The organism is Quadrisphaera setariae, assembly GCF_008041935.1.
Lineage (GTDB): Bacteria > Actinomycetota > Actinomycetes > Actinomycetales > Quadrisphaeraceae > Quadrisphaera > Quadrisphaera setariae.
On sequence record NZ_VKAC01000002.1, the window covers coordinates 19,636 to 38,558 of the forward strand.

Sequence of the window (18,923 nt, forward strand, 5' to 3'; positions counted from 1 at the left end):
CACGGTGGTCCCCGTGACCGCACCGCACCGCACCGATGAGCACGACGACGACGGCAACCGGCCCAGCGACCTGCTGACCGTGGGCCGCGTGGCCGAGCTGACCGGTGTCAGCGTCCGCACGCTGCACCACTACGACGCCGTCGGCCTGGTGCGTCCCTCGGGGCGCACCTCCGCGGGCTACCGGCTGTACGCCGTCGACGACGTCGAGCGGCTGCAGGCGGTGGTCGTCTACCGCCGCCTCGGGTTCTCCCTGGAGGAGATCGGCGCGCTGCTGGCGGCTGACGGTGAGGAGGTGGTCGACCACCTGCGGCGCCAGCGCGACGCGGTCACGGCCAGGCTGCAGGAGGACGCAGACCTCCTCGCGGCGATCGAGAGAGCACTGGAGGCGAGGATGACCGGGATCCAGCTGACCCCCGACGAGCAGCGCGAGCTGTTCGGCGACTCGTTCAGCGAGGACTACGCCGTGGAGGCGCAGGAGCGCTGGGGGCAGACCGAGCAGTGGGCGCAGTCGCAGCAGCGCACCGCGCAGTACACGAAGGCGGACTGGGAGCAGGTCAGGGCCGAGGGTGACGCCCTCAACACCGCCTTCGCCGAGCTGCTCGCGGCGGGGGAGCCCGCCGACGGCGACGCCGCGACGGCCGTCGCCGAGCGGCACCGCCTCCACGTGTGCGAGCGGTTCTACGACATGTCCCACGCGATGCACCGGTCGGTGAGCCAGCTCTACGTGGACGACCCCCGCTTCACCGCCACCTACGAGGCGGTGGCCCCGGGACTGGCGCAGTACGTGCGCGACGCCGCCCACGCCAACGCGGCGCGCCACGGCGTCACGGAGGGCTGCACCAGCTGAGCTCCTGCCACCGCGCCGTCGAGTTCCTGCCGACTCCCGTGCGGGAGGGCTCGACGGCGCGGAGCGGAGTGCTCGGGCGCGCAGGATGGCGCTGTGATGAGCACGTGAACCGCCGCTCCGCCGTCCTCTTCGCCGGCCTGGGCATCGCCTGGGGCGTGCCCTACCTCTTCATCGCCATCGCCGTCACCGAGCTGGAGCCGTCGGTGCTGGTGCTGGCCCGCACCGCGCTGGGCGCGCTGCTCCTCCTGCCCCTGGCGCTGCTGCGCCGCGAGGTCGGCCCGGCCCTGCGCCACTGGCCGGCTCTGCTCGTCTACACAGCCGCCGAGGTGCTCGTGCCCTGGCTGCTGCTGGCCCGGGCCGAGCGCTCGCTGCCCAGCTCCACCACCGCGCTGCTCATCGCCGCGGTCCCGCTGGTGGGTCTGGCGGTGGCCGCCCTGGCCCGCCGCGCACGCCTCGACGACTCCCCGCGCCGTCCCCTCGGCGGGCGGGGCGCGCTCGGCCTGGCCGTGGGCAGCCTCGGCGTCGCGGCGCTCGTCGGCGTCTCCCTGACCGGCGCCGACCCCGTCGCGGTGCTCGAGATGGCCGTGGTGGTGGTCTGCTACGCCATCGGCGCGTGGGTGCTCGGCGCGCGCCTGCGCGACGTCCCCAGCGCCGGGGTCATGGCGGTCTCGCTGGCGGTCTCCGCGCTGGTCTACCTGCCCGTGGTGCTGCTGGGGCCGGGCCTGCCGGCGCAGCTGCCGTCGGGCCGGGTGGTGCTCGCCGTCGTCGTCCTCGGGGTGGTGTGCACGGCGGGGGCGTTCCTGCTGTTCGGGGCGCTGGTGGCGGCCGTCGGCGCGGTCCGCACCACCACGGTGGTGTACGTGAACCCGCTGGTCGCGGTGGTCGCCGGGGCCCTGGTGCTGGGGGAGCGGCTCACCGCGTGGACCGCTGTGGGAGCCGTCCTCGTGCTGGCCGGGTCGGTGCTGGCGACGGCGCCCCCGCGCCGCCGCGCCGCCACCGACCCGGCGCTCGCGGCGACCTGAGCCTCAGACGCCCGACGGCTGGGTGCGCTCCGCGGGCTGCACCGGCGTGACCGGCGCGGCCTCGGAGCGCTCCTCGCGGCGCGTCAGCTTCAGCGTGTAGACGGTGCCGTGGGAGAGCATCCGCGAGACCGCCGTCGCCGGGACCACCGCCAGGGCCAGCGGCAGCAGCAGCGCGGGCGCCGCGGTGAGCTCGAAGAGCATCACCGCCCCCGTGATGGGGGCGCGGGTGGAGCCGGCGAACGTCGCGGCCATGCCCACCACGGCGAACAGCGCGGTGTGGCCGGCCAGGGACGGGTCGACGGAGGCGGCCACGTCGCCGAAGGCCGCACCGGCCATGGCCCCGACGAACAGCGACGGCGCGAACACGCCGCCCGAGCCGCCGATGCCCAGGGTCAGCGAGGTGGCGAGCACCTTCGCGAGGAGCAGCACCAGCAGGGCGCCCAGGGCGATGCCTCCGTAGACCGACCTCTCGAGCACCGGGTAGCCCACGCCGTACATCTGCGGCACGGCCAGCAGCAGGAGGCCCAGGGCGAGCCCGCCGACCGCCGGGCGCGCCCACTCCGGTCCACGCGTCCTGCCCCACAGGGCGTCGCACGCGTCCTCGACGAGGTAGATGGCCCGCGCGAAGCCGATGCCGACAGCTCCGGCGAGCACGCCGAGCAGCAGGACGAGCAGGTAGTCCTCGGGGCGGATGGCGCCCAGGTGCGGCAGGGAGATGAACGGTGCGTCGCCGAAGGCGGCGCGGCCGATGAGCGCGGCGATGACCGAGGAGATCGTCACGGCGCCGAACGCGGTGGGGGAGAAGTCCTGCAGGAGCAGCTCGAGGGAGAAGAAGATGCCGCCGAGCGGGGCGTTGAAGGTGGCCGAGACGCCGCCCGCGGCGCCGCAGGCGACCAGGGTGGACAGGCGCGAGCCCGGCAGCCGCATCTTCTGCCCGAGCGCTGAGCCGAGGGCGGAGCCGATCTGGATGATGGGCCCCTCGCGGCCCACCGACCCGCCCGAGCCGATGCAGATGGCGCTGGCCAGGGCCTTGACCGCCGCCACGCTGCCGCGGATGCGGCCGCCGTTCGAGCTGATGGCGCGCATGACCTCGGGGACGCCGTGGCCGCGGGCCTCGGGGGCGAAGCGCTGCACGAGCGGCCCGTAGAGCAGCCCGCCGACGGCGGGCGCGAGGACGACGAAGCCTGCTCCGAGCCACGGGACCCACGGGTGGGCGGGGTGGCCGACGACGGCCGAGTAGTCCTCGTGGCCGCTGAACACCCAGGTGGCCACGTGGATGAGCCAGCGGAAGACGACCGCGGCCAGGCCCGCACCGACGCCGATGAGCACGGCGGGCAGGGCCAGGCGCAGCACCTGGCCGTCGAAGCTGGTCCCGAGGCCGAACCGGCGCGAGGGGGCGGGGGACGACGACGGAGCCGCGGGCGATGCTTGCACAAGTGCAAATGTACGCCTAGAGCAACCACATGGTCCAGGGGGCTCCCCGACGGCTCTCAGCCTCCGTAGGGCGACAGCTCCTCCGGCAGCGGCTCGTCGGCGGCGCGGCGGAACGCGGCCGCCCCGCGCGCCAGGAGCGCCCGGTCCCGGGGAGTCATGCGCGCCACCACCCGGGCGAGCTCGTCCCGCCGCCGGTCGGTGACCTCGCGCACCAGGCGCTGACCGGCCTCGGTGGTCGCCACCAGCACCTCCCGCCGGTCCGAGGCTCCGGGGCGCCGCTCCAGCCACCCGCCGGCCACGAGCCGGTCCACCGAGCGGGTCAGCGTGGACCCCCCCACCGCGAGCCGCTCGGCGAGGTCGCTGGAGCGCACCGGGCCCAGCTCGCTGGCCAGCACGAGCAGTCGGAACTGGGGGACCGTCACCTCCTCGAGCGCTGGTGCCAGCGAGCGCGCCACCACGCCGAGCAGCGCGCGCGAGGCGGCCACGAGGTCCTCCACGCCGTCGTCCGTCACGGAGCCATCATCGGCGCGCCCCTCCGTCAGGCCAGCAGCGCCCGGAGCTGGCGGGCGAAGCGCTCGGGGTCTCCGCCCATCCACGGCACCCAGTCGACGTGCCCTCCGGTCACCATCGCCGCCTCGCGGTCGAGCCGGGCCGCCAGGCCTTCGGCGCCGCGGCGGGCCAGCTGCCTCCCGGACTCGCGCCCGGCGGCCAGCACCACGCGCGCGCCGGAGGCCTCGGCCGCGCGCAGGGCGTCGAGGTCGACGTCGTACCCGCACACCGGGAGCAGACCCTTGCCGATCATCCGGGTCATCGCCGCCACGTGCTGCCCGGTCGGGTCGGCGGGCGGCTGCGGGTCGTGCGAGGTGTCGCCGCCCTCGGGCGCCTCGAAGCCGGCCAGCGCCATGAAGGCGCCCATGGCCGGCCACACCCCCTGCTCGTGGAGGGTGGCGACGATCCGCTCGGCGTCAGCCCGGCGCTCCGCCGCGTCGGGCAGCACCCCGAACAGCGGCGGCTCGTGGGCCACGAGCACCCGCAGCCGCTGCGGGTGGCGTGCCGCGAAGGCCAGGCCGGTCACCGCGCCACCGCTGGAGCCGAACACGTCCGCGCGGGCGTCCGGACCGGCGACGGCCTCGAGGAGCGCGGCGACGTCGTCGGCGAGGCGGCGCGGGTCGGCGTCGTCGTCGGGGTCGTCCAGGGGGCTGGCGCCGAAGCCGCGCGGGTCGTGCAGGAGCACGCGGTGGTCGTTCGCGAGGTGCTCGCCCAGGTCGCGGAAGTCGTCCGCGCCCGCGGGGTGGCCGACGAGGACGACGACGGGCGCGCCGTCCGGTCCGGCCACCTCGTGGTGCAGGCGCGCGCCGGGCACGTCCAGGGTGCCGGGGGTCCAGGTGGTGCTGGTCATGTCGTGCCGACCCTCCTCGCTCACGGGACTCATCGCCAGCTGCTGGGCACGCGCAGCTCGGACGGCACCGCCTGCAGGCGCGCGAGGTCGGCGCTGATGGCGGCAGCCGTCTCCAGCAGCAGCGGCAGGTGGTGCTCCACGAGCGTCTCCATGGACGTCTCGAGGGCGTGGGCGTTGACGTTGACCGCCGCCACCACCCGCTCGCCGGCCCCGCGGACCGGTGCCGCCACGGAGCGCACGGCGGGGGCGAGCAGCTGGTCGGTGGCGGCCCAGCCCTGGTCGCGCACGCGCGCCAGCTCCTCCTCGAGCGCCGCCGGGTCCACCGGGGCGGCGGTGGTCACACCGGAGCGCGAGGGCACGTCGAGCACCCGGTGCAGCTCGTCGGCCGGGAGGTCGGCCAGGAGCACCTTGCCGAGCGAGGTGACCGCGGCGGGGAAGCGCGTGCCGACGTCGGCGCGCAGCGTGACCAGCTTGGGCACCGCCACCCGCGCGACGTAGACGACGTCCGACCCGTCGAGCTGCGCCACCGAGCACGACTCCCCGGTGCGGTCGACGAGCTGGCGCAGGTGGTGGTGCGCCGCGTCCCACACGCCGCTGGCGGTGACGTAGGCCAGTCCGAGGTCGAGCACGCGCGGGGTGAGGGAGAAGGCGCCCTGCTCGGCGCGGACGTAGCCGAGGTCGGCGAGGGTCAGCAGGATGCGGTGGGCCGTGGGGCGGGCCAGGCCGGCCCGGTCCGCGACCTCGCTCAGCGCGAGCGAGGGCGCGCCGGTGCCCAGGGCCCGGATGACGTCGAGGCCCCGGGCGACCGCCTCGACGAAGTCGGGGCTGGTCCGGTGCCGTCCGGTCTCGCGCACGCCGCCGTGCCTCCTCGTCGTCCGGTGCCGTCGTCCTGGGCCGTGGTCGGGGGTCGTCGCAGCAGCATGGCACCTCACCGTCCAGCGGCCCGAGGGTGCGGCGGAGCAGCCCGTTGACCGGGCGGAGGAACGGGTGCAGCATGGGTCTGTCCGCACAGCGGACACTCGTCCGCTGATGCTCGAGTGCTCGGAGGGTCGATGACGACCGATGCCACGACCGCGCCCGCGGCCGCCCGCGGTGCCCTGGAGGGCCTGCTGGTCGCCGACTTCTCCCGGGTGCTGGCCGGCCCGTACGCCACCCAGCTCATGGGCGACCTCGGCGCCACCGTGGTGAAGGTCGAGGCCCCCGCGGGCGACGAGACCCGCGGCTGGGCCCCGCCCGAGCGCGACGGGGTCTCCACGTACTACCTGGGCATCAACCGCAACAAGGCCGACGTCGTCCTCGACTTCAAGGACCCGGGCGACCGGGCCCTGGCGCAGGAGCTGGCCCGGCGCGCCGACGTCGTCATCGAGAACTTCAAGCCCGGCGGCCTGGCCAAGTTCGGCCTCGACTACGACAGCACCGCCGCCACCAACCCCGGGGTCGTCTACGCCTCCATCAGCGGCTTCGGCAGCGCCGGCGGGGCTGCGCTGCCGGGGTACGACCTCATCGTCCAGGCCGCCTCGGGGCTCATGAGCCTGACCGGAGACCCCGACGGGCAGGCGTACCGGTCCGGGGTGTCGGTCTTCGACATCATGACCGGGATGCAGGCCACCATCGGCGTGCTCGCGGCGCTGCGGCACCGGGAGGCGACCGGGCAGGGCCAGCACGTGGAGGTGAACCTGCTCTCCACGGCGCTGTCGGCGATGGCCAACCACTCCTCGACGTTCATCGCCGCCGGTCAGGTGCCGTTCCGGATGGGCAACGCCCACCCCTCGCTGTTCCCCTACGAGCCGCTGGCCACCGCCGACGGCGAGCTGGTGGTGGTGGCGGCGAACAACGCGCAGTTCGGCAAGCTCGCCGCCGCCCTGGGCGTGCCGGAGCTCGTGGACGACCTGCGGTTCGCAGCCACCGAGGACCGCAACCGCCACCGCGAGCAGCTGCGCCCCCTGCTGCTGGAGGCGCTGGCCCGTCGCAGCAGCCAGGAGTGGTTCGAGGTGCTCACCGCCGCGGGAGTGGCGTGCGGGCCGATCAACACCATCGACGGCGGCGTGGCGCTGGCCGAGCAGCTGGGCCTGGAACCGGTGGTGCACGTCGGCGAGGGGGACGCGGCGGTGCCGGTGGTGCGCAACCCGATCCGCTTCTCGGCGACCCCCGCCACCTACCGCACCCCGCCGCCGTCGCTGGGTGCCGACGACGACGCCGTGCGCGCGTGGCTGGCCGGACCGGCCGAGGCGGTGCTGGGCGAGCGACCGGGGGAGGTCCGGTGAGCGAGCGGCCGGTGTACGAGACGGCGCTGGGCGCCTCCAGCCGCGAGACCATCACCCTGCTCGGCCACGACCTCGCCCGGGACGTCATGGGGACGGTCGGCTTCGGTGAGCTGGCCTACTGGCTGGCCACCCAGCGCCGGCCCACCCCGGGGCAGACCCGGCTGTTCGAGGCGGTGCTGGCGGCCCTGGCCGACCACGGCTTCACGCCCACCGCCATCGTCACGCGCCTGACGTACCTGTCCGCGCCCGACTCGGTGCAGGGCGCGCTGGCCGCCGGCCTGCTGGGCGGCGGTTCGCGGTTCCTCGGGGTCACCGAGGACTGCGGCCGCTTCCTGCACGCCGCCCTGGTCCGCGCCGCCGCGGACGGCCCGCTGCCCGCCGGCGACGACGACGCGGGCTGGGACGCGCTGGCCCGAGCCGCCGTGACCGCAGAGCACGACGCACGGCGCCGCATCCCCGGCCTGGGGCACCACGTCCACAAGGACGGCGACCCGCGCACCCCGCGCCTGCAGCACATCGCCGCCGAGGAAGACCTCGTCGGTCCGCACCTGGCGCTGTTCACCGCCATCGGCCGGGTGGCGCCGGAGGTCCTCGGCAAGACCCTGCCGCTCAACGGGGCCGGCACCTGCGGAGCGGTGCTCGCGGACCTGGGGCTGCCGCTGGAGCTGCTGCGCGGCTTCGCGCTGCTGGCCCGCACCGCCGGCCTCATCGGCCAGCTCGCCGAGGAGCTGCGCCACCCCGTGGCCAACGACGTCTTCCTCGCCGTCGACCTCAACAACCGCTCGGTCGCTCCCGACCCGCTGCCCGAGCAGCAGCTCTAGACCCGCTGCACCCCCACGACGACGTCGGCAGGAAGGAGGCGACATGGCCAGGTTGTCGGCCGTGCTCGCGACGACGCACCACCCGTTCTTCCACAAGATCACCGAGCTGACCCCGCCGGAGGAGCAGCCGCCGTTCGCCGCGGAGTGGAAGCGCAAGGTCCTCGCCTACCGAGAGACCCTGACGGCCGCGGAGCCCGACGTGCTGGTGATGGTCGGCTCCGACCACTTCCACCAGTTCTTCGCCGACAACTACCCGACGTTCCTCATCGGCAAGCAGGCCCGCTACGACGCGACCTTCTACAACGAGGTGCGCGAGTTCTCCATGCCCACCTACGAGCTCCAGGGCCACGAGGACCTCAGCGGCTTCATGTTCCAGGGGCTGCTGGACCGCGGCTTCGACTTCTCCATCAGCCACGAGCTGAAGATCGACCACTCGATCATCTGCCCGATCATCACCACCCGGCCGCGGGCCGACCTGCCGGTGGTGCCGATCTACACCAACATCTTCGCCCCGCCGCTGCCCAGCGCGAAGCGCTTCTACGACCTGGGCCGGGCCATCGCCTCGATCATCGAGGAGTGGCCAGCTGACGTGAACGTCGCCGCGGTCGGCTCGGGGCACCTGTCCTTGGAGCTGGGCGGGCCGCGGATGTTCGGCGAGCACGGCCCGGACCCCGAGTGGGACCTGCAGGCCATCCGCTGGCTGGCGGAGGGTGACGTCGACTCGATCCTCGAGGACGTCACGTGGGAGTCGATGACGGCGGCGGGCAACGCCACCCCGGGCTTCCTCGACCTGGTGCTCATGCTCGGGATCGCCGGGCCGACCGGGGCCGCCTACGTCGACGACCTCGACCTGTTCCACACCCGCGAGATGTACATGACCTGGTACCCCGAGGGGGACCCGCGATGAGCAGGTACGCGGTGAACAAGTTCCTTTACCAGGTCGACGGTGACCCGTCCCTGCTGGCGGAGTACAAGGCCGACCCGGCGGCGCTGGTGGCGCGGTGGGAGACCGAGATCGGTCCCTGGCTGGGCACCGGCGCGCGCACGGTGGAGCGCACCTCGTGGATCTCCCTGACGGACGCCGAGCGGCAGGCCCTGGTCGACCACGACTACGTGGCGCTGTTCGAGATGGGCGCCCACTTCTTCCTCACGCTGACGATCTTCATCGCGCTCTACGACGAGGAGTACGCCGCCCGCTCCGGTCCGCTGAGCTTCCAGCGCGAGTACGCCGCCAAGCTCTCCGCCTGGACCGGCAGGGAGCACCCCAGCGTCGCCCTCTGACGCACCCGCCAGACCCGACCCAGATCCAGCACCGCCGGCGAAGGAGCCGTCCATGAGCAGCACCGTTGTCCGCCACGCCCTCGTCCTCACCATGGACGACGCCCGCACCGTGCTCCAGGACGCCGACGTGCTCGTCGTCGACGACCGCATCGCCGAGGTCGGTGGACCCGGCCAGCGCCTGTCCGTGCCCGAGGGCACCGAGGAGCTCGACGCCAGCGGCGGCATCCTCATGCCGGGCATGATCGACACCCACCGCCACCTGTGGCAGACGGCCATGCGCGCCTACGGCGCCGACTGGACGCTGACGCAGTACTTCGTCTGGTACTACCTCGAGCACGGCGTGGCCTTCCGCCCCGAGGACGTCGCCACCGGAAACGCGCTCTCGGCGCTCGACGCGCTCGACGCGGGCGTCACCACCACCGTCGACTGGTCGCACGGGCTGCGGACCACCGAGCACGCCGAGGCGGCCATCAGCGCGCTGGCGGCGTCTCCCGGACGGTTCGTCTTCGCCCCCGGCAACATCTTCGGCGCTCCGTGGGAGTGGGCGAACAGCGCCGACTTCCGCGCCTTCATGGCCCGCCACCGCGAGGCGCACCCGCGCATCGGGTTCCAGCTGGCCTTCGACGTCACCGGAGACCCGACCTTCCCCGAGAAGGCCGCCTACGAGGCCGCCCGCGAGATGGACCTGTCCGTCACCACGCACGCGGGCGTGTGGGGCGCCACCAACGACGAGGGCATCCGCCTCGCCCACGAGCACGGCCTCATGCGCCCCGGCGACGTGTACGTGCACGCCGCGACGCTCTCGGACGACTCCTACCAGCGCATCGCCGCCACCGGCGGCACCATCTCGCTGTCCACGGAGAGCGAGCAGAGCTGCGGCCAGGGCTACCCGCCCGCCATGAAGGTGCGCGAGCACGGCATCGGGGCGTCCCTGTCGGTGGACACCAGCGTGTGGTTCTCCTCGGACCTGTTCGCCGCCATGCGCTCCACGCTCGGCGCCGACCGCGCCTGGGAGCACACGAGGGCGCACGAGACCGGCGGCACCGTGACGCACTCGCACCTGCGCGCCGAGCAGGTGGTCGAGTGGGCCACGCGCGGCGGCGCGAGGGCGCTGGGCCTGGACGGCGTGGTCGGGCAGGTGAAGGCCGGCCTCAAGGCGGACCTCGTGCTGCTGAAGAACGACCACTCGCCGTCGATGTTCCCGGTCCTCAACCCCTACGGCCACGTCGTCTTCCAGGTGGGGCGCGGCGACGTGCACACGGTGCTGGTCGACGGCGCCGTCGTGAAGCGCGACGGGCGCCTGGTCGGAGCGGACCTCGCCGGCCTGCGCGCGGCCGCGGAGGGGACCGTCGAGCACCTGCGCTCCTCCCTGGGCGAGGAGGTCTGGCAGGCGGGCATGAACCCCGAGGTGCCGCAGACGGAGATCCTCGACAACCCCTACCAGTACACGGAGTACCGCAGCGCGGCCACGCACTCCGCCTCCGGGGCCTGACCCCCGCCCCGGTCCGGGACGATCGAGGGGCTCCGCGCCATGGCGCCCGTGCCCGCTGACGCCTCTGACGAGCGCCGTGCGCAGCGGCGGCTGGGCCAGGAGCTGCTCGACGAGGTGGCCGCCGACCTCGCGGCGCTGCCCGGCTCCTCGCGCCGCCGCATGTTCGGCTGCGAGGGTCTCTTCACCGCCGGCCGGGTGGTGGCCTTCGTCGACGGCGACGGAGCGCTCGTCGTGAAGCTCCCTCCCGACCGCGCCTCAGACCTCGTCGCCGAGGGGACCGCGACGCGGGTGCGGATGGGGCGCTCACCCGCCCGGGAGTGGGTCGCGGTGCCCCGCGCCGGAGCGGCCGACGAGCTCCGCCCGCTGTGGGCCGAGCTCGTGCGGGCCTCCTACGACCACGTCTCCTCGGGCGCTCCTCGGCCCTCGTAGCGGTGCCAGCCAGGCACGTCGGTCAGGCGGCCAGCGCCTGGACGGCCGCGGGCCCCGCCTCAGGGACGACGACGGGCGCGGGCTCGGCCAGGGCGAGGTCGGCCGACACGGCGCGCAGCAGCACCGCCTGGGGGAGCGACAGCGAGCGGCACACCGCGCGCAGCACCTCCGAGGACGCCTCCGCCAGGCCCCGCTCCACCTGCGAGAGGTGGCCGGTGGAGACCCCCGCCTCCTCCGCGACCTCGCGCAGCGAGCGACCCTGGGCCGCCCGCGCCCGGCGCAGGCGCGCCCCGACCACCACCCGCAGCAGCGGCTTCTCCCCGGACGGGGCCTCGGCCGCCTCGCTCGGCTCCGCCAGCGCGACCCCGGCAGGCCCGGTCACGGCGTGCAGGCGCCGGTCCGCGCGGCGGCTCACCGGGAGGTCCCTGCACTGGCACCGACGCTGGCACCGTCGAGCAGCTCCCGCTCCAGCTCCTCCGGGAGCCCCGGGACGGGCCGGTCCGACCGCAGGGCGTGGGGGTCGTGGAGGTCTTGCAGCCACGCCCAGGTGTCCGCCACCGTCTCGCGCACCGGCCGCTGCACCAGGCCGGTCTCCTGGGCGCGCGGCGTCGCCACGTCCCACGCGGTGCTCGCCACGTTGCGCGGCAGCCAGTACGGCAGGTGCTGCCACGGCTGCACCCCGGCGGCGAGCAGCCGCTCCTCGGGCACCTCGACCAGCTCGACGTCCCCGCCGGCCACGTCGGCGCAGGTGCGCAGCAGCCCGCCGAGCGTCGTCGTCCCGACCGGTGAGGTGGCGTTGACCCCGCCGGCCCAACCGGACTCCACGCCGCGCACCAGCCAGTCGGCGAGGTCGCGCGCGTCGACCAGGGCCACTGGCTGCTCCAGCGCGCCAGACCCCGGCACCACCACGCGGCCGCCGCGCTCCAGGCGGCGCAGCCACCACGCCAGGCGGCCGACGTCGTCGTGGGGTCCGGTGATGAGGCCCGCGCGCGCCAGCAGCACCGGCCCGCGCACCCCCGCTGTGAGCACCCGCTCGGCGTGCGCCTTCACCGGGCCGTAGGCGTCCGGGGCCGTGCCGTCGGAGGGTCCCTCCGGCCAGGTGGGGTCGTCGTCGGTGAGCACCGGGCCCGGCGGCCAGGCGGCGTAGGCGTTCAGGCTGCTCACGAGGGCGTACGCGCGCACGTCCGCCAACGCTGCCGCGGCCTGCTCGGCCGCGGCGCGGCTCTGGCAGGAGGTGTCGACGACGACGTCGGGCCGCCAGCCGCTCGCCGCTGCGCCGTCCAGCGCCGCGGCGAGCGAGGGCGCGTCGTCCCGGTCGCCGTGCAGCGCCAGCACACCCTCCGGCGGACGACCCGACAGCCCGCGCGTGAAGGTGGCGACCTCGTGGCCGCGGCGCACCGCAGCGTCCACCGCGTGGCGCCCCAGGAAGCGCGTCCCACCGAGCACGAGAAGCCGCATGGCCCCAGCAGGCCCGCTGCCCACCCGCCGCGTCAAGCGGTGTTCACCGCGAGTGAATCCCCGTCAGCCGGTGGCGGCGTCCACGGCGGTCCGGCGCCGCAGCGCCCGCGGGTGGCGGCGTCCGTTCAGCCAGGCGCCCAGCCAGGTGCTGCGCACGAAGAGGTCGTAGCTCAGCAGGAGCAGCGGGACGGCGATCGCCCACGCCGCGACCAGCTGCACCGAGGGCCACCAGCCGGTCTTGGCGAGCAGCAGCTGGATGACGGCGGTGAGCGGCAGGTGGGCGATGTAGACCCAGTAGGAGGAGTCGGCGAGGTAGCGCACCACCGGCGACCCGCCCGCCAGCGCCTTGAGGAACAGCCCCACCAGCCCGTAGACCCAGCACCACCCGGCCAGCGCCGACAGGGGGGCGTTCACCCCGATCGGGCCGGTGTCCTCCAGGAGCACCACCAGCGGTGTGAGCACCACGGCGGCGCCCAGGTGCACCGGCCAGCTGCCCACGAGCCTCGACAGCGCGTCGGGCCGGGCGTGCAGGAACCACCCCACCACGAAGGCGCCCGCGTAGGCGCTCAGGGTCGAGGGGAGGATGTCGAGGTGGGAGGGCTGCACCACGCCGTACCGCGTGGAGCCCTGCAGGAGCAGCGCCCCGAGGTAGGGCAGCGCGGCGAGCGCCACGCCCCCGGGCAGCGCGAGCGCCGCGCCGGCGCGGTCGGCCCACCGGGCGGCGCGCTCGCGGCCGGCGCAGGCCACCACCAGCGCCCTCACCAGCAGGACGACGACGATGATCTGCACCAGCACCCACAGGAACCACAGGTGCGCCGGGTCCCTGAAGAGCCAGAACGGGATGCCGCTGGGCAGCGGCGGCAGGGGGTCGGGGTCTCCGCGCAGGCGGCGGGCCAGCTCCTCGATCCCGATGATGGAGAGCAGGACGACCGGGCTGAAGACCGCCAGCGGCAGGAGGATGCGCTGCGCGCGGTCCTTGGCGTAGGCGCCCGCGCCGCGCCGGGTCAGCACGAGCCGGCCGAAGTAGCCGGCGAGCATCATGAACAGCACCATGCGGAACAGGTGGATCACCGTGGTGGTGATGTCCGCGGCCGGTGCGAAGACGGGGTCCGGCCGGAACCAGGTGGTGCCGGGCAGGAACGGTGCGAGGGTGTGCAGCACGATGCCGAGCCCGAGGGCCACGGCGCGCAGCGCGTCCAGCCCGTGGAGGCGGGGGGCTGGTGCGGCGGTCGTGGAGGGCGAGGCGGGCGACGGCGACTGGGGAGGCAGAGCCGACGGCCCCGGGGCGGCGGACGCCGCTCCCCGGTGGGTCGTCATGCGTCGAACGTACGTGACGGACCGCGTCGTGACCGAGTCGAGACCGACCCCCTCCGGACGGCGGACGCGTCCGCAAGCGGAGTGCTGCGCCGCCGCGCGGCGTCCTACCGTCCTGGCGTGGCGCTCGAGACGACGGTTCCCCCTGCTGCGGACCAGGACGACGACGGCGCGCACGAGCGCGTCCTCGCGGCGTGCCGGGCCATGGACGACGCGGGGGGCCCGCTGCCCCTGGAGGACCTCGCGTCGCTGACGGGGTGGAGCACCCGCCAGCTCGGGCGGCGCTTCGGAGAGGCGCTGGGCACCACCCCGCGCGCCTACGGCGAGGCGCTGCGCACGCAGCGCCTGCGCCCGGCGCTGCGGGAGGGCCGCGGCAGCGGCGGCACCGTGCTCGACGCCGCCTTCAGCGCCGGCTACGGGTCGGTCCGCGCGTTCTACGAGCAGGGTGCCGCCCGCCTGGGCATGACCCCGTCGCAGTACGCCGCCGGGGGCACGGGCGAGCGGCTGCTGTGGTCGGCCGGGCCCGCCGAGGTGGGCGGCGTCGAGCGGCGCCGGGTGCTCGTCGTCGTCTCGCTCACCGGCGTGGTGGCGGTCCGGATCGGCGACGACGACGCCGCGCTGCTCGCCGAGGTGGCCGCCGAGCTGCCGCTCGCCGAGCTCGACCACGAGCCCGAGGTGCTCACCGACGTGGTCGCCGCCGTCGCGGCCCTCGCCCGCGGGGCCGGGAGCGGCGCCGCGGGCGCGAGCGCCCCGCTGCCGCTGGACGTGCGCGGCACCGCGTTCCAGGCGGCGGTGTGGGCGGCCCTGCGGCGCATCCCCGCCGGCGAGACCCGCTCCTACGCGCAGGTGGCCGCGGAGCTGGGCCGCCCCACAGCGGTGCGGGCGGTGGCCCGGGCCTGCGCCACCAACCCGGCGGCGCTGGTCACCCCGTGCCACCGCGTGGTCCGCTCCGACGGCGGCCTGGGCGGGTTCCGGTGGGGGCTGGAGGTCAAGCAGGCCCTCCTGGTCGCAGAGCAGCGGCCCTGAGGGTGCCCGTGGCATCCTCCTCGGCGTGGCAGGACTGATCGGCGCCGAGCAGTTCGGCGACGACGGGGTGCACGTCGAGCACCACCGCGACGGCTCCGTGCGCGCCCGCGGGCCCGTGCTCGACGGCAAGCCGGAGGGCTACTGGGAGTGGTACCGCCTGGACGGCACCAAGCTCCGCTCGGGCCACTTCACCGACGGCGAGCCGGTGGGGGAGTGGGCCACCTACGACCGGCAGGGTCGCCTGTACAAGACCACCCACCGCTGACCAGCGGGGGTCAGGGCCTGATGTCGACCGGCCCCGCGTGCACGGGCAGGCCCGCCGCCTTCCACGCCTCCACCCCGCCGATGACGTCCGTGGCCCGCCGCAGCCCCACGGCCTGCAGCGACGCCGCCGCCAGGCTCGAGCTGTACCCGTGGCGGCAGGCGACCACCACCTGCACGTCGTAGCCGGTCGCCTCCGGGATCCGGTGCGGGCAGGTCGGGTCGAGCCGCCACTCCAGCACGGTCCTGTCGATGACCAGCGCTCCCGGCAGCTCTCCCTGCTCGGCGCGGTGCGCCGGGGTGCGCGTGTCGACCAGCAGCGCACCGCCCGCCACGGCGTCGGCCGCCTCGAGCGGGGTCAGGCGCTGCAGCCGCGCACGAGCCGCCGCCAGGACCTCCGCCGCTCCCACGTCATGCAGTCTCCGCGACGGCGGCCGCCAGCGCTCGGGACGCCTGCGCGACCATCGCCGGGTTCGTCTCCCAGTAGTACGGCAGCGCCCGCACCGCCTGCTGGAGGACGACGCCGCGCCCGCGCGCCCACGCCGCGTCGTCCGCGCCCACCCCTTCACGGAAGCGCTGCTGGGCGGCGCGCGCGGAGGCGCCGCCGAAGAGGTGCCAGGCAGGCCGCAGGTCGGTGGCCGGGTCGGCGAGAGCAGCCGAGCCCCAGTCGATGACGGCGGTGGGCCGGCCCGGAGCGGCGGGGTCGACCAGCACGTTGCCGGGCACGAGGTCGCCGTGCGACCACACGGGCGGCCCGGCGTGCGGTGGCGCCTCCAGCGCGGCCTCCCAGCAGCGCAGCACCGCGCGCCGACCACCCGTCCCACCGCGGCTGTCGACGACGACGTCGACCCGCGCGCCGAGCTCCGCCAGCGCTGCGCGCACGTCGTCGTCCAGCGCGGCCAGCGGACCACCGCGCTGCCCGGGCCCGCGGACGGGCGGGTCGGGGGCGAGGTGGGGCGGGATCGCGCGCAGCGCGGTGACGAAGCCGGCGACGTCCGCGGCGGTGCGCTCGGTGGCGTCGCGGTCGGGGTCGGCCTGCTGTCCGGGAAGCCACCCGACCACCGCCCACGGGAAGGGGTAGCCGCAGCCGGGGCTGCCGAGCGCCTCCGTGCGGGGCAGCATCAGGGGCAGGTGGGGCGCCAGGAGCGGCAGCCACCGCGCCTCGAGGGCCCCCTGCTCCCGCGCCCACGCGATCTTCGGCAGCCGCACGGCGAGCTGGTCGCCGAGCCGGTAGACGTCGTGGTCCGTGCCCCACGAGCTGACGGGCACGACCGGCAGCGCCGCGAGGTGGGGCAGCTGCTCGGTGAGCAGGGCGCGCACCAGGGCGGCGGAGGTGGGCACCTGGTCGCGGTGCAGTGCTCTCACCGGTGCCACGCTGCCGCTGCGCCGGTCGTCCTCTCCACCGGGTTCCCGCGACCGTGGACGCCGAGCACACCCGTGGCTAGCGTCGGGCGATGGCCATCGAGGTGCGACCGGCCCGCGACTTCGACGACGTCGCTGCTGTGCTCGGACCCAAGAACCCCACCTCGAGCGTGTGCTGGTGCCTGTCGCACCGCATCGACGCGAAGACCAACCGCTCGCTCGTCGGGCCGGCGCGCGGGGAGCTGGTGCGCCAGCTGGTGCAGCGCGACGTCGCGCCCGGCGTCCTGGCCTACGACGTCGGGGCGGCCGACGACGGCGGCGACCTGGTGGTCGGGTGGGCGGCCGTCGCACCGCGCGCCGAGCTGCCGTACGCGCGCTCGACCAAGATCCCCCACGTCGACGCGCTGCCCGCGTGGTCGCTGTGGTGCGTGCGCGTGCGGCCCGGGCACCGCGGGCGCGGCATCGCGCCGCACCTGCTCGACGGCGCGGCGCGCTACGCCTTCGAGCAGGGCGCCCCGGCCGTGGAGGGGTACCCGGTGGACAACCGCGGTGAGGAGGTCGACCTCACCATGGCCTTCGTCGGCACGCGGGCGCTGTTCGAGGGGGCCGGCTTCGCCGTCGCCTCGACCACCGAGTCGAAGGCCGGTGGCTTCCCGCGGGTGCTGGTGCGGCGCTATCCCTGACCCGCCTCCGGCTCGTCCTGGCTGCGGCGGGCGCGGGCGCGGCGCTTGCCCTCGTGCATCGCCGCCACCCGCGGTACGGGGATCTCGTGTCCCTCGACCACGAGCACCTCGGGCAGCTGCTGCGGCGCAGGCAGCGCGTCCCGCCACGGGTCGCCCGACGCCGGAGCGGCCTCGGCGGCGAGCCGTGCGGCGTTGTGGACGGTCACGTCGCCGGGGACGACGACGTCGAGGGCGTCCCACGGCACGGGGAACGACACCGGCACCCCCGGCCTGACGCGCGGGCTGTAGCAGCAGGCGAGGCTGCCGCCGCCGGCGCGCGTGGGGTCGAGGAACACCCGGCCCCCCCGGTCGGCCAGCAGGAACGCCGTGGTCGCGACGTCGGGGCCGAGGCGCTCGGCGCGCGCGGCCAGGGCGCGGGTGGCCGCGGCGGCGTCGTCGACGGTGACGTCGCGGACGGGAACCACCACGTGCAGCCCCTTCGCGCCGCTCGTCTTCATCGCGGCGCTCAGCTCGGCCTCCGCCAGGGCCCGCTCCACGAGCCGCGCCGCGGCCACCACGGCGCTGAAGGGTGCGTCCGGCGGCGGGTCGAGGTCGAGCACGAGGTGGGTGACCCTCCCTTCGCCGGACAGGACGGTCGGGTGGAGCTCCACGGCGCGCTGCCCGGCCAGCCACACGAGCGTGCGGACGTCCTCGGCGAGCGGGTAGCGGATCGTGCGCTGGGAGGCCTCCGCCCACACGTCCGTCGTCCTGACCCAGCCCGGCGCGCTGGAGGGGAGGTTCTTCTGCACGAAGGGCCGCTGCCCCGGCCGCACGCGCGTCACGGTCAGCGGGCGGCCGTGCAGCTCGGCCACCAGCGGCCCGGCCAGCGCGCGCACGTGGTCGACGAGGTCGCGCTTGGTGGCGCCCGCGCCCTCGAACAGCTCCGCGTCGAGGTGCTTCAGCTCGACGCCCTCCACCACCTCGGTGTCTCCGGCGTCCGCTCGGGCCATGCGCCGACGCTAGGGCCGTCCCGCGGCGCGCGCCGCCCGTGGCGCCACCGTCACGCCTGCCCCCACGTGAGGCAGAAGGGGTGGCCGGCCGGATCCGCGTAGGCGCGGAAGCCCTCGGCGGCGGCGAGCTCGTGCGCGGCCAGCAGCAGCCGCGCGCCCTTCGCCAGCACCTCCGCCTCGGCGGCCCGGGGGTCGTCCACCTCCAGGTCGAGGTGCACCTGCTGGCGCACCGCCGGGTCCGGCCAGGTCGGCGGCACGTGGTCGGGCGCGAGCTGCACGCCGACCACCGGCTCGCCGTCCACCTCCACCTGGTGCCAGCGACCGTCCGACCACGCCGGCACCACCACCTCGCCCTCGAGCAGGTCCGCCCAGAAGGAGCTCTCGGCGCCCACGTCGGAGGCTGGGGGCACCTCCCGCTTGCGGGGGACGAAGACCACGAGGCGGTGCTTCGGCCGCATCACTCGCCCCAGCAGAGGCAGAACGGGTGGCCGGCCGGGCTCGCGTACACGCGCCAGCCCTCGGCGGCCTCCAGCGGGTGCGTCTCCTCGAGCAGCCGCGCGCCGGCGGCCAGCGCCTCGGCCTCCGCCGCGCGCGCGTCCTCCACGTCGAGGTCGAGGTGGACCTGCTGGCGCACCGCCGGGTCGGGCCAGGTCGGCGCGACGTGGTCGGAGGACAGCTGCACGCACACGTCCGGCAGGCCGGGCGTGCGCACGGTGTGCCACTCGTCGTCGTCCTGCACCACCTCCCCGCCCAGGAGGTCGGCCCAGAAGCGGCTCTCGGTCGCGACGTCGGAGGAGTCGAAGGCGATGGACAGGCCGGTGGTCCGCATGCCCCCGCATGC

The 18,923-nt window shown here is 75.6% G+C and carries 22 protein-coding genes and 1 pseudogene; 11 read left to right on the plus strand and 12 right to left on the minus strand.

Going from position 1 to position 18,923, the window contains the following annotated elements:
• The first annotated feature begins 13 nt into the window (after nt 1–13).
• Complete coding sequence (locus FMM08_RS03245; protein ID WP_222710362.1) at nt 14–847, plus strand: MerR family transcriptional regulator; 834 nt, start codon at nt 14–16, stop codon at nt 845–847.
• A gap of 104 nt (nt 848–951) precedes the next feature.
• Nucleotides 952–1,869 (plus strand): DMT family transporter, encoded by a 918-nt coding sequence (locus tag FMM08_RS03250; protein ID WP_147924944.1) that lies wholly within the window; start codon nt 952–954, stop codon nt 1,867–1,869.
• A 75-nt stretch (nt 1,870–1,944) separates the two neighbouring features.
• Here the strand turns inward: FMM08_RS03250 and FMM08_RS03255 are convergent.
• The 4 genes and pseudogenes from FMM08_RS03255 to FMM08_RS03270 form a co-directional block, all read right to left on the minus strand.
• A pseudogene (locus FMM08_RS03255) lies at nt 1,945–3,213 on the minus strand (chloride channel protein); the annotation flags it as partial.
• 146 nt (nt 3,214–3,359) lie between these two features.
• Nucleotides 3,360–3,815 carry a MarR family winged helix-turn-helix transcriptional regulator gene (locus tag FMM08_RS22825; RefSeq protein WP_187279522.1) on the minus strand — a complete coding sequence of 152 codons (456 nt, stop codon included), beginning with the start codon at nt 3,813–3,815 and terminating at the stop codon, nt 3,360–3,362.
• A gap of 26 nt (nt 3,816–3,841) precedes the next feature.
• Nucleotides 3,842–4,702 (minus strand): alpha/beta fold hydrolase, encoded by an 861-nt coding sequence (locus tag FMM08_RS03265; protein ID WP_187279523.1) that lies wholly within the window; start codon nt 4,700–4,702, stop codon nt 3,842–3,844.
• A 29-nt stretch (nt 4,703–4,731) separates the two neighbouring features.
• Entirely contained in the window at nt 4,732–5,556 is an 825-nt protein-coding gene (locus FMM08_RS03270) for an IclR family transcriptional regulator domain-containing protein (RefSeq protein ID WP_147924947.1), read from the minus strand.
• A gap of 198 nt (nt 5,557–5,754) precedes the next feature.
• Between FMM08_RS03270 and FMM08_RS03275 the strand changes: the two genes are divergently transcribed.
• From FMM08_RS03275 to FMM08_RS03300, 6 genes are read left to right on the plus strand one after another with little or no spacing between them, the layout of a single operon-like run.
• A complete protein-coding gene (locus FMM08_RS03275; protein ID WP_147924948.1) occupies nt 5,755–6,966 on the plus strand; it encodes a CaiB/BaiF CoA transferase family protein in 1,212 nt (403 codons plus the stop codon).
• Nucleotides 6,963–7,787 (plus strand): citryl-CoA lyase, encoded by an 825-nt coding sequence (locus FMM08_RS03280; protein WP_147924949.1) that lies wholly within the window; start codon nt 6,963–6,965, stop codon nt 7,785–7,787. The genes FMM08_RS03275 and FMM08_RS03280 overlap by 4 nt, the downstream gene beginning before the upstream one ends.
• A 43-nt stretch (nt 7,788–7,830) precedes the next feature.
• Nucleotides 7,831–8,694 (plus strand): DODA-type extradiol aromatic ring-opening family dioxygenase, encoded by an 864-nt coding sequence (locus FMM08_RS03285; RefSeq protein WP_147924950.1) that lies wholly within the window; start codon nt 7,831–7,833, stop codon nt 8,692–8,694.
• Complete coding sequence (locus FMM08_RS03290; RefSeq protein ID WP_147924951.1) at nt 8,691–9,068, plus strand: hypothetical protein; 378 nt, start codon at nt 8,691–8,693, stop codon at nt 9,066–9,068. Before FMM08_RS03285 ends, FMM08_RS03290 begins: the two co-directional genes overlap by 4 nt.
• Nucleotides 9,069–9,120: 52 nt before the next feature.
• The gene (locus tag FMM08_RS03295) at nt 9,121–10,560 is read left to right on the plus strand and encodes an amidohydrolase family protein (RefSeq protein ID WP_147924952.1); all 1,440 of its coding nucleotides are present in this window, start codon (nt 9,121–9,123) and stop codon (nt 10,558–10,560) included.
• Nucleotides 10,561–10,608: 48 nt separating this feature from the next.
• Nucleotides 10,609–10,989 carry a TfoX/Sxy family protein gene (locus tag FMM08_RS03300; protein ID WP_187279524.1) on the plus strand — a complete coding sequence of 127 codons (381 nt, stop codon included), beginning with the start codon at nt 10,609–10,611 and terminating at the stop codon, nt 10,987–10,989.
• 22 nt (nt 10,990–11,011) lie between these two features.
• Here the strand turns inward: FMM08_RS03300 and FMM08_RS03305 are convergent, their stop codons facing one another.
• From FMM08_RS03305 to FMM08_RS03315, 3 genes are all read right to left on the minus strand, one after another.
• Nucleotides 11,012–11,404 carry a helix-turn-helix domain-containing protein gene (locus FMM08_RS03305; RefSeq protein ID WP_255471983.1) on the minus strand — a complete coding sequence of 131 codons (393 nt, stop codon included), beginning with the start codon at nt 11,402–11,404 and terminating at the stop codon, nt 11,012–11,014.
• Entirely contained in the window at nt 11,401–12,447 is a 1,047-nt protein-coding gene (locus FMM08_RS03310) for an NAD-dependent epimerase/dehydratase family protein (RefSeq protein WP_147924954.1), read from the minus strand. The genes FMM08_RS03305 and FMM08_RS03310 overlap by 4 nt, the downstream gene beginning before the upstream one ends.
• A gap of 63 nt (nt 12,448–12,510) precedes the next feature.
• Complete coding sequence (locus FMM08_RS03315) at nt 12,511–13,764, minus strand: acyltransferase family protein (RefSeq protein WP_147924955.1); 1,254 nt, start codon at nt 13,762–13,764, stop codon at nt 12,511–12,513.
• Nucleotides 13,765–13,881: 117 nt separating this feature from the next.
• Between FMM08_RS03315 and FMM08_RS03320 the strand changes: the two genes are divergently transcribed.
• Together FMM08_RS03320 and FMM08_RS03325 are read left to right on the plus strand one after the other, a co-directional pair.
• Nucleotides 13,882–14,787 (plus strand): methylated-DNA--[protein]-cysteine S-methyltransferase, encoded by a 906-nt coding sequence (locus tag FMM08_RS03320; RefSeq protein ID WP_147924956.1) that lies wholly within the window; start codon nt 13,882–13,884, stop codon nt 14,785–14,787.
• A gap of 25 nt (nt 14,788–14,812) precedes the next feature.
• On the plus strand, nt 14,813–15,052 hold the full coding sequence (locus FMM08_RS03325; RefSeq protein ID WP_222710364.1) for a toxin-antitoxin system YwqK family antitoxin: 240 nt from the start codon (nt 14,813–14,815) through the stop codon (nt 15,050–15,052).
• A 10-nt stretch (nt 15,053–15,062) separates the two neighbouring features.
• On the opposite strand, the gene FMM08_RS03330 is transcribed toward FMM08_RS03325, so the two are convergent.
• Both FMM08_RS03330 and FMM08_RS03335 read right to left on the minus strand, forming a co-directional pair.
• Nucleotides 15,063–15,458, minus strand: a complete 396-nt coding sequence (locus FMM08_RS03330) for a rhodanese-like domain-containing protein (RefSeq protein ID WP_147924957.1) — start codon at nt 15,456–15,458, stop codon at nt 15,063–15,065.
• Between the two features lies 1 nt (nt 15,459).
• Nucleotides 15,460–16,413, minus strand: a complete 954-nt coding sequence (locus FMM08_RS03335; protein WP_222710365.1) for a phosphotransferase — start codon at nt 16,411–16,413, stop codon at nt 15,460–15,462.
• 89 nt (nt 16,414–16,502) lie between these two features.
• On the opposite strand from FMM08_RS03335, the gene FMM08_RS03340 reads away from it, so the two are divergent.
• Nucleotides 16,503–17,093, plus strand: a complete 591-nt coding sequence (locus FMM08_RS03340; protein ID WP_147924958.1) for a GNAT family N-acetyltransferase — start codon at nt 16,503–16,505, stop codon at nt 17,091–17,093.
• Here the strand turns inward: FMM08_RS03340 and ligD are convergent.
• The 3 genes from ligD to FMM08_RS03355 are packed head-to-tail and all read right to left on the minus strand — an operon-like array spanning nt 17,084 to nt 18,911.
• The gene (ligD, locus tag FMM08_RS03345; RefSeq protein ID WP_147924959.1) at nt 17,084–18,082 is read right to left on the minus strand and encodes a non-homologous end-joining DNA ligase LigD; all 999 of its coding nucleotides are present in this window, start codon (nt 18,080–18,082) and stop codon (nt 17,084–17,086) included. The genes FMM08_RS03340 and ligD overlap by 10 nt on opposite strands.
• A gap of 50 nt (nt 18,083–18,132) precedes the next feature.
• The gene (locus FMM08_RS03350) at nt 18,133–18,540 is read right to left on the minus strand and encodes a VOC family protein (protein ID WP_147924960.1); all 408 of its coding nucleotides are present in this window, start codon (nt 18,538–18,540) and stop codon (nt 18,133–18,135) included.
• Entirely contained in the window at nt 18,540–18,911 is a 372-nt protein-coding gene (locus tag FMM08_RS03355) for a VOC family protein (protein WP_147924961.1), read from the minus strand. The genes FMM08_RS03350 and FMM08_RS03355 overlap by 1 nt, the downstream gene beginning before the upstream one ends.
• Nucleotides 18,912–18,923 lie beyond the last annotated feature (12 nt).

What these genes read in the sequence shown, in the direction of transcription:
- FMM08_RS03265 (WP_187279523.1), bottom strand. Translation starts at nt 4,702, where the DNA reads ATGACCAGCACCACCTGGACCCCCGGCACCCTGGACGTGCCCGGCGCG.
- FMM08_RS03275 (WP_147924948.1), top strand. Translation starts at nt 5,755, where the DNA reads ATGACGACCGATGCCACGACCGCGCCCGCGGCCGCCCGCGGTGCCCTG.
- FMM08_RS03285 (WP_147924950.1), top strand. Translation starts at nt 7,831, where the DNA reads ATGGCCAGGTTGTCGGCCGTGCTCGCGACGACGCACCACCCGTTCTTC.
- FMM08_RS03290 (WP_147924951.1), top strand. Translation starts at nt 8,691, where the DNA reads ATGAGCAGGTACGCGGTGAACAAGTTCCTTTACCAGGTCGACGGTGAC.
- FMM08_RS03295 (WP_147924952.1), top strand. Translation starts at nt 9,121, where the DNA reads ATGAGCAGCACCGTTGTCCGCCACGCCCTCGTCCTCACCATGGACGAC.
- FMM08_RS03310 (WP_147924954.1), bottom strand. Translation starts at nt 12,447, where the DNA reads ATGCGGCTTCTCGTGCTCGGTGGGACGCGCTTCCTGGGGCGCCACGCG.
- FMM08_RS03315 (WP_147924955.1), bottom strand. Translation starts at nt 13,764, where the DNA reads ATGACGACCCACCGGGGAGCGGCGTCCGCCGCCCCGGGGCCGTCGGCT.
- FMM08_RS03340 (WP_147924958.1), top strand. Translation starts at nt 16,503, where the DNA reads ATGGCCATCGAGGTGCGACCGGCCCGCGACTTCGACGACGTCGCTGCT.
- ligD (WP_147924959.1), bottom strand. Translation starts at nt 18,082, where the DNA reads ATGGCCCGAGCGGACGCCGGAGACACCGAGGTGGTGGAGGGCGTCGAG.
- FMM08_RS03350 (WP_147924960.1), bottom strand. Translation starts at nt 18,540, where the DNA reads ATGCGGCCGAAGCACCGCCTCGTGGTCTTCGTCCCCCGCAAGCGGGAG.
- FMM08_RS03355 (WP_147924961.1), bottom strand. Translation starts at nt 18,911, where the DNA reads ATGCGGACCACCGGCCTGTCCATCGCCTTCGACTCCTCCGACGTCGCG.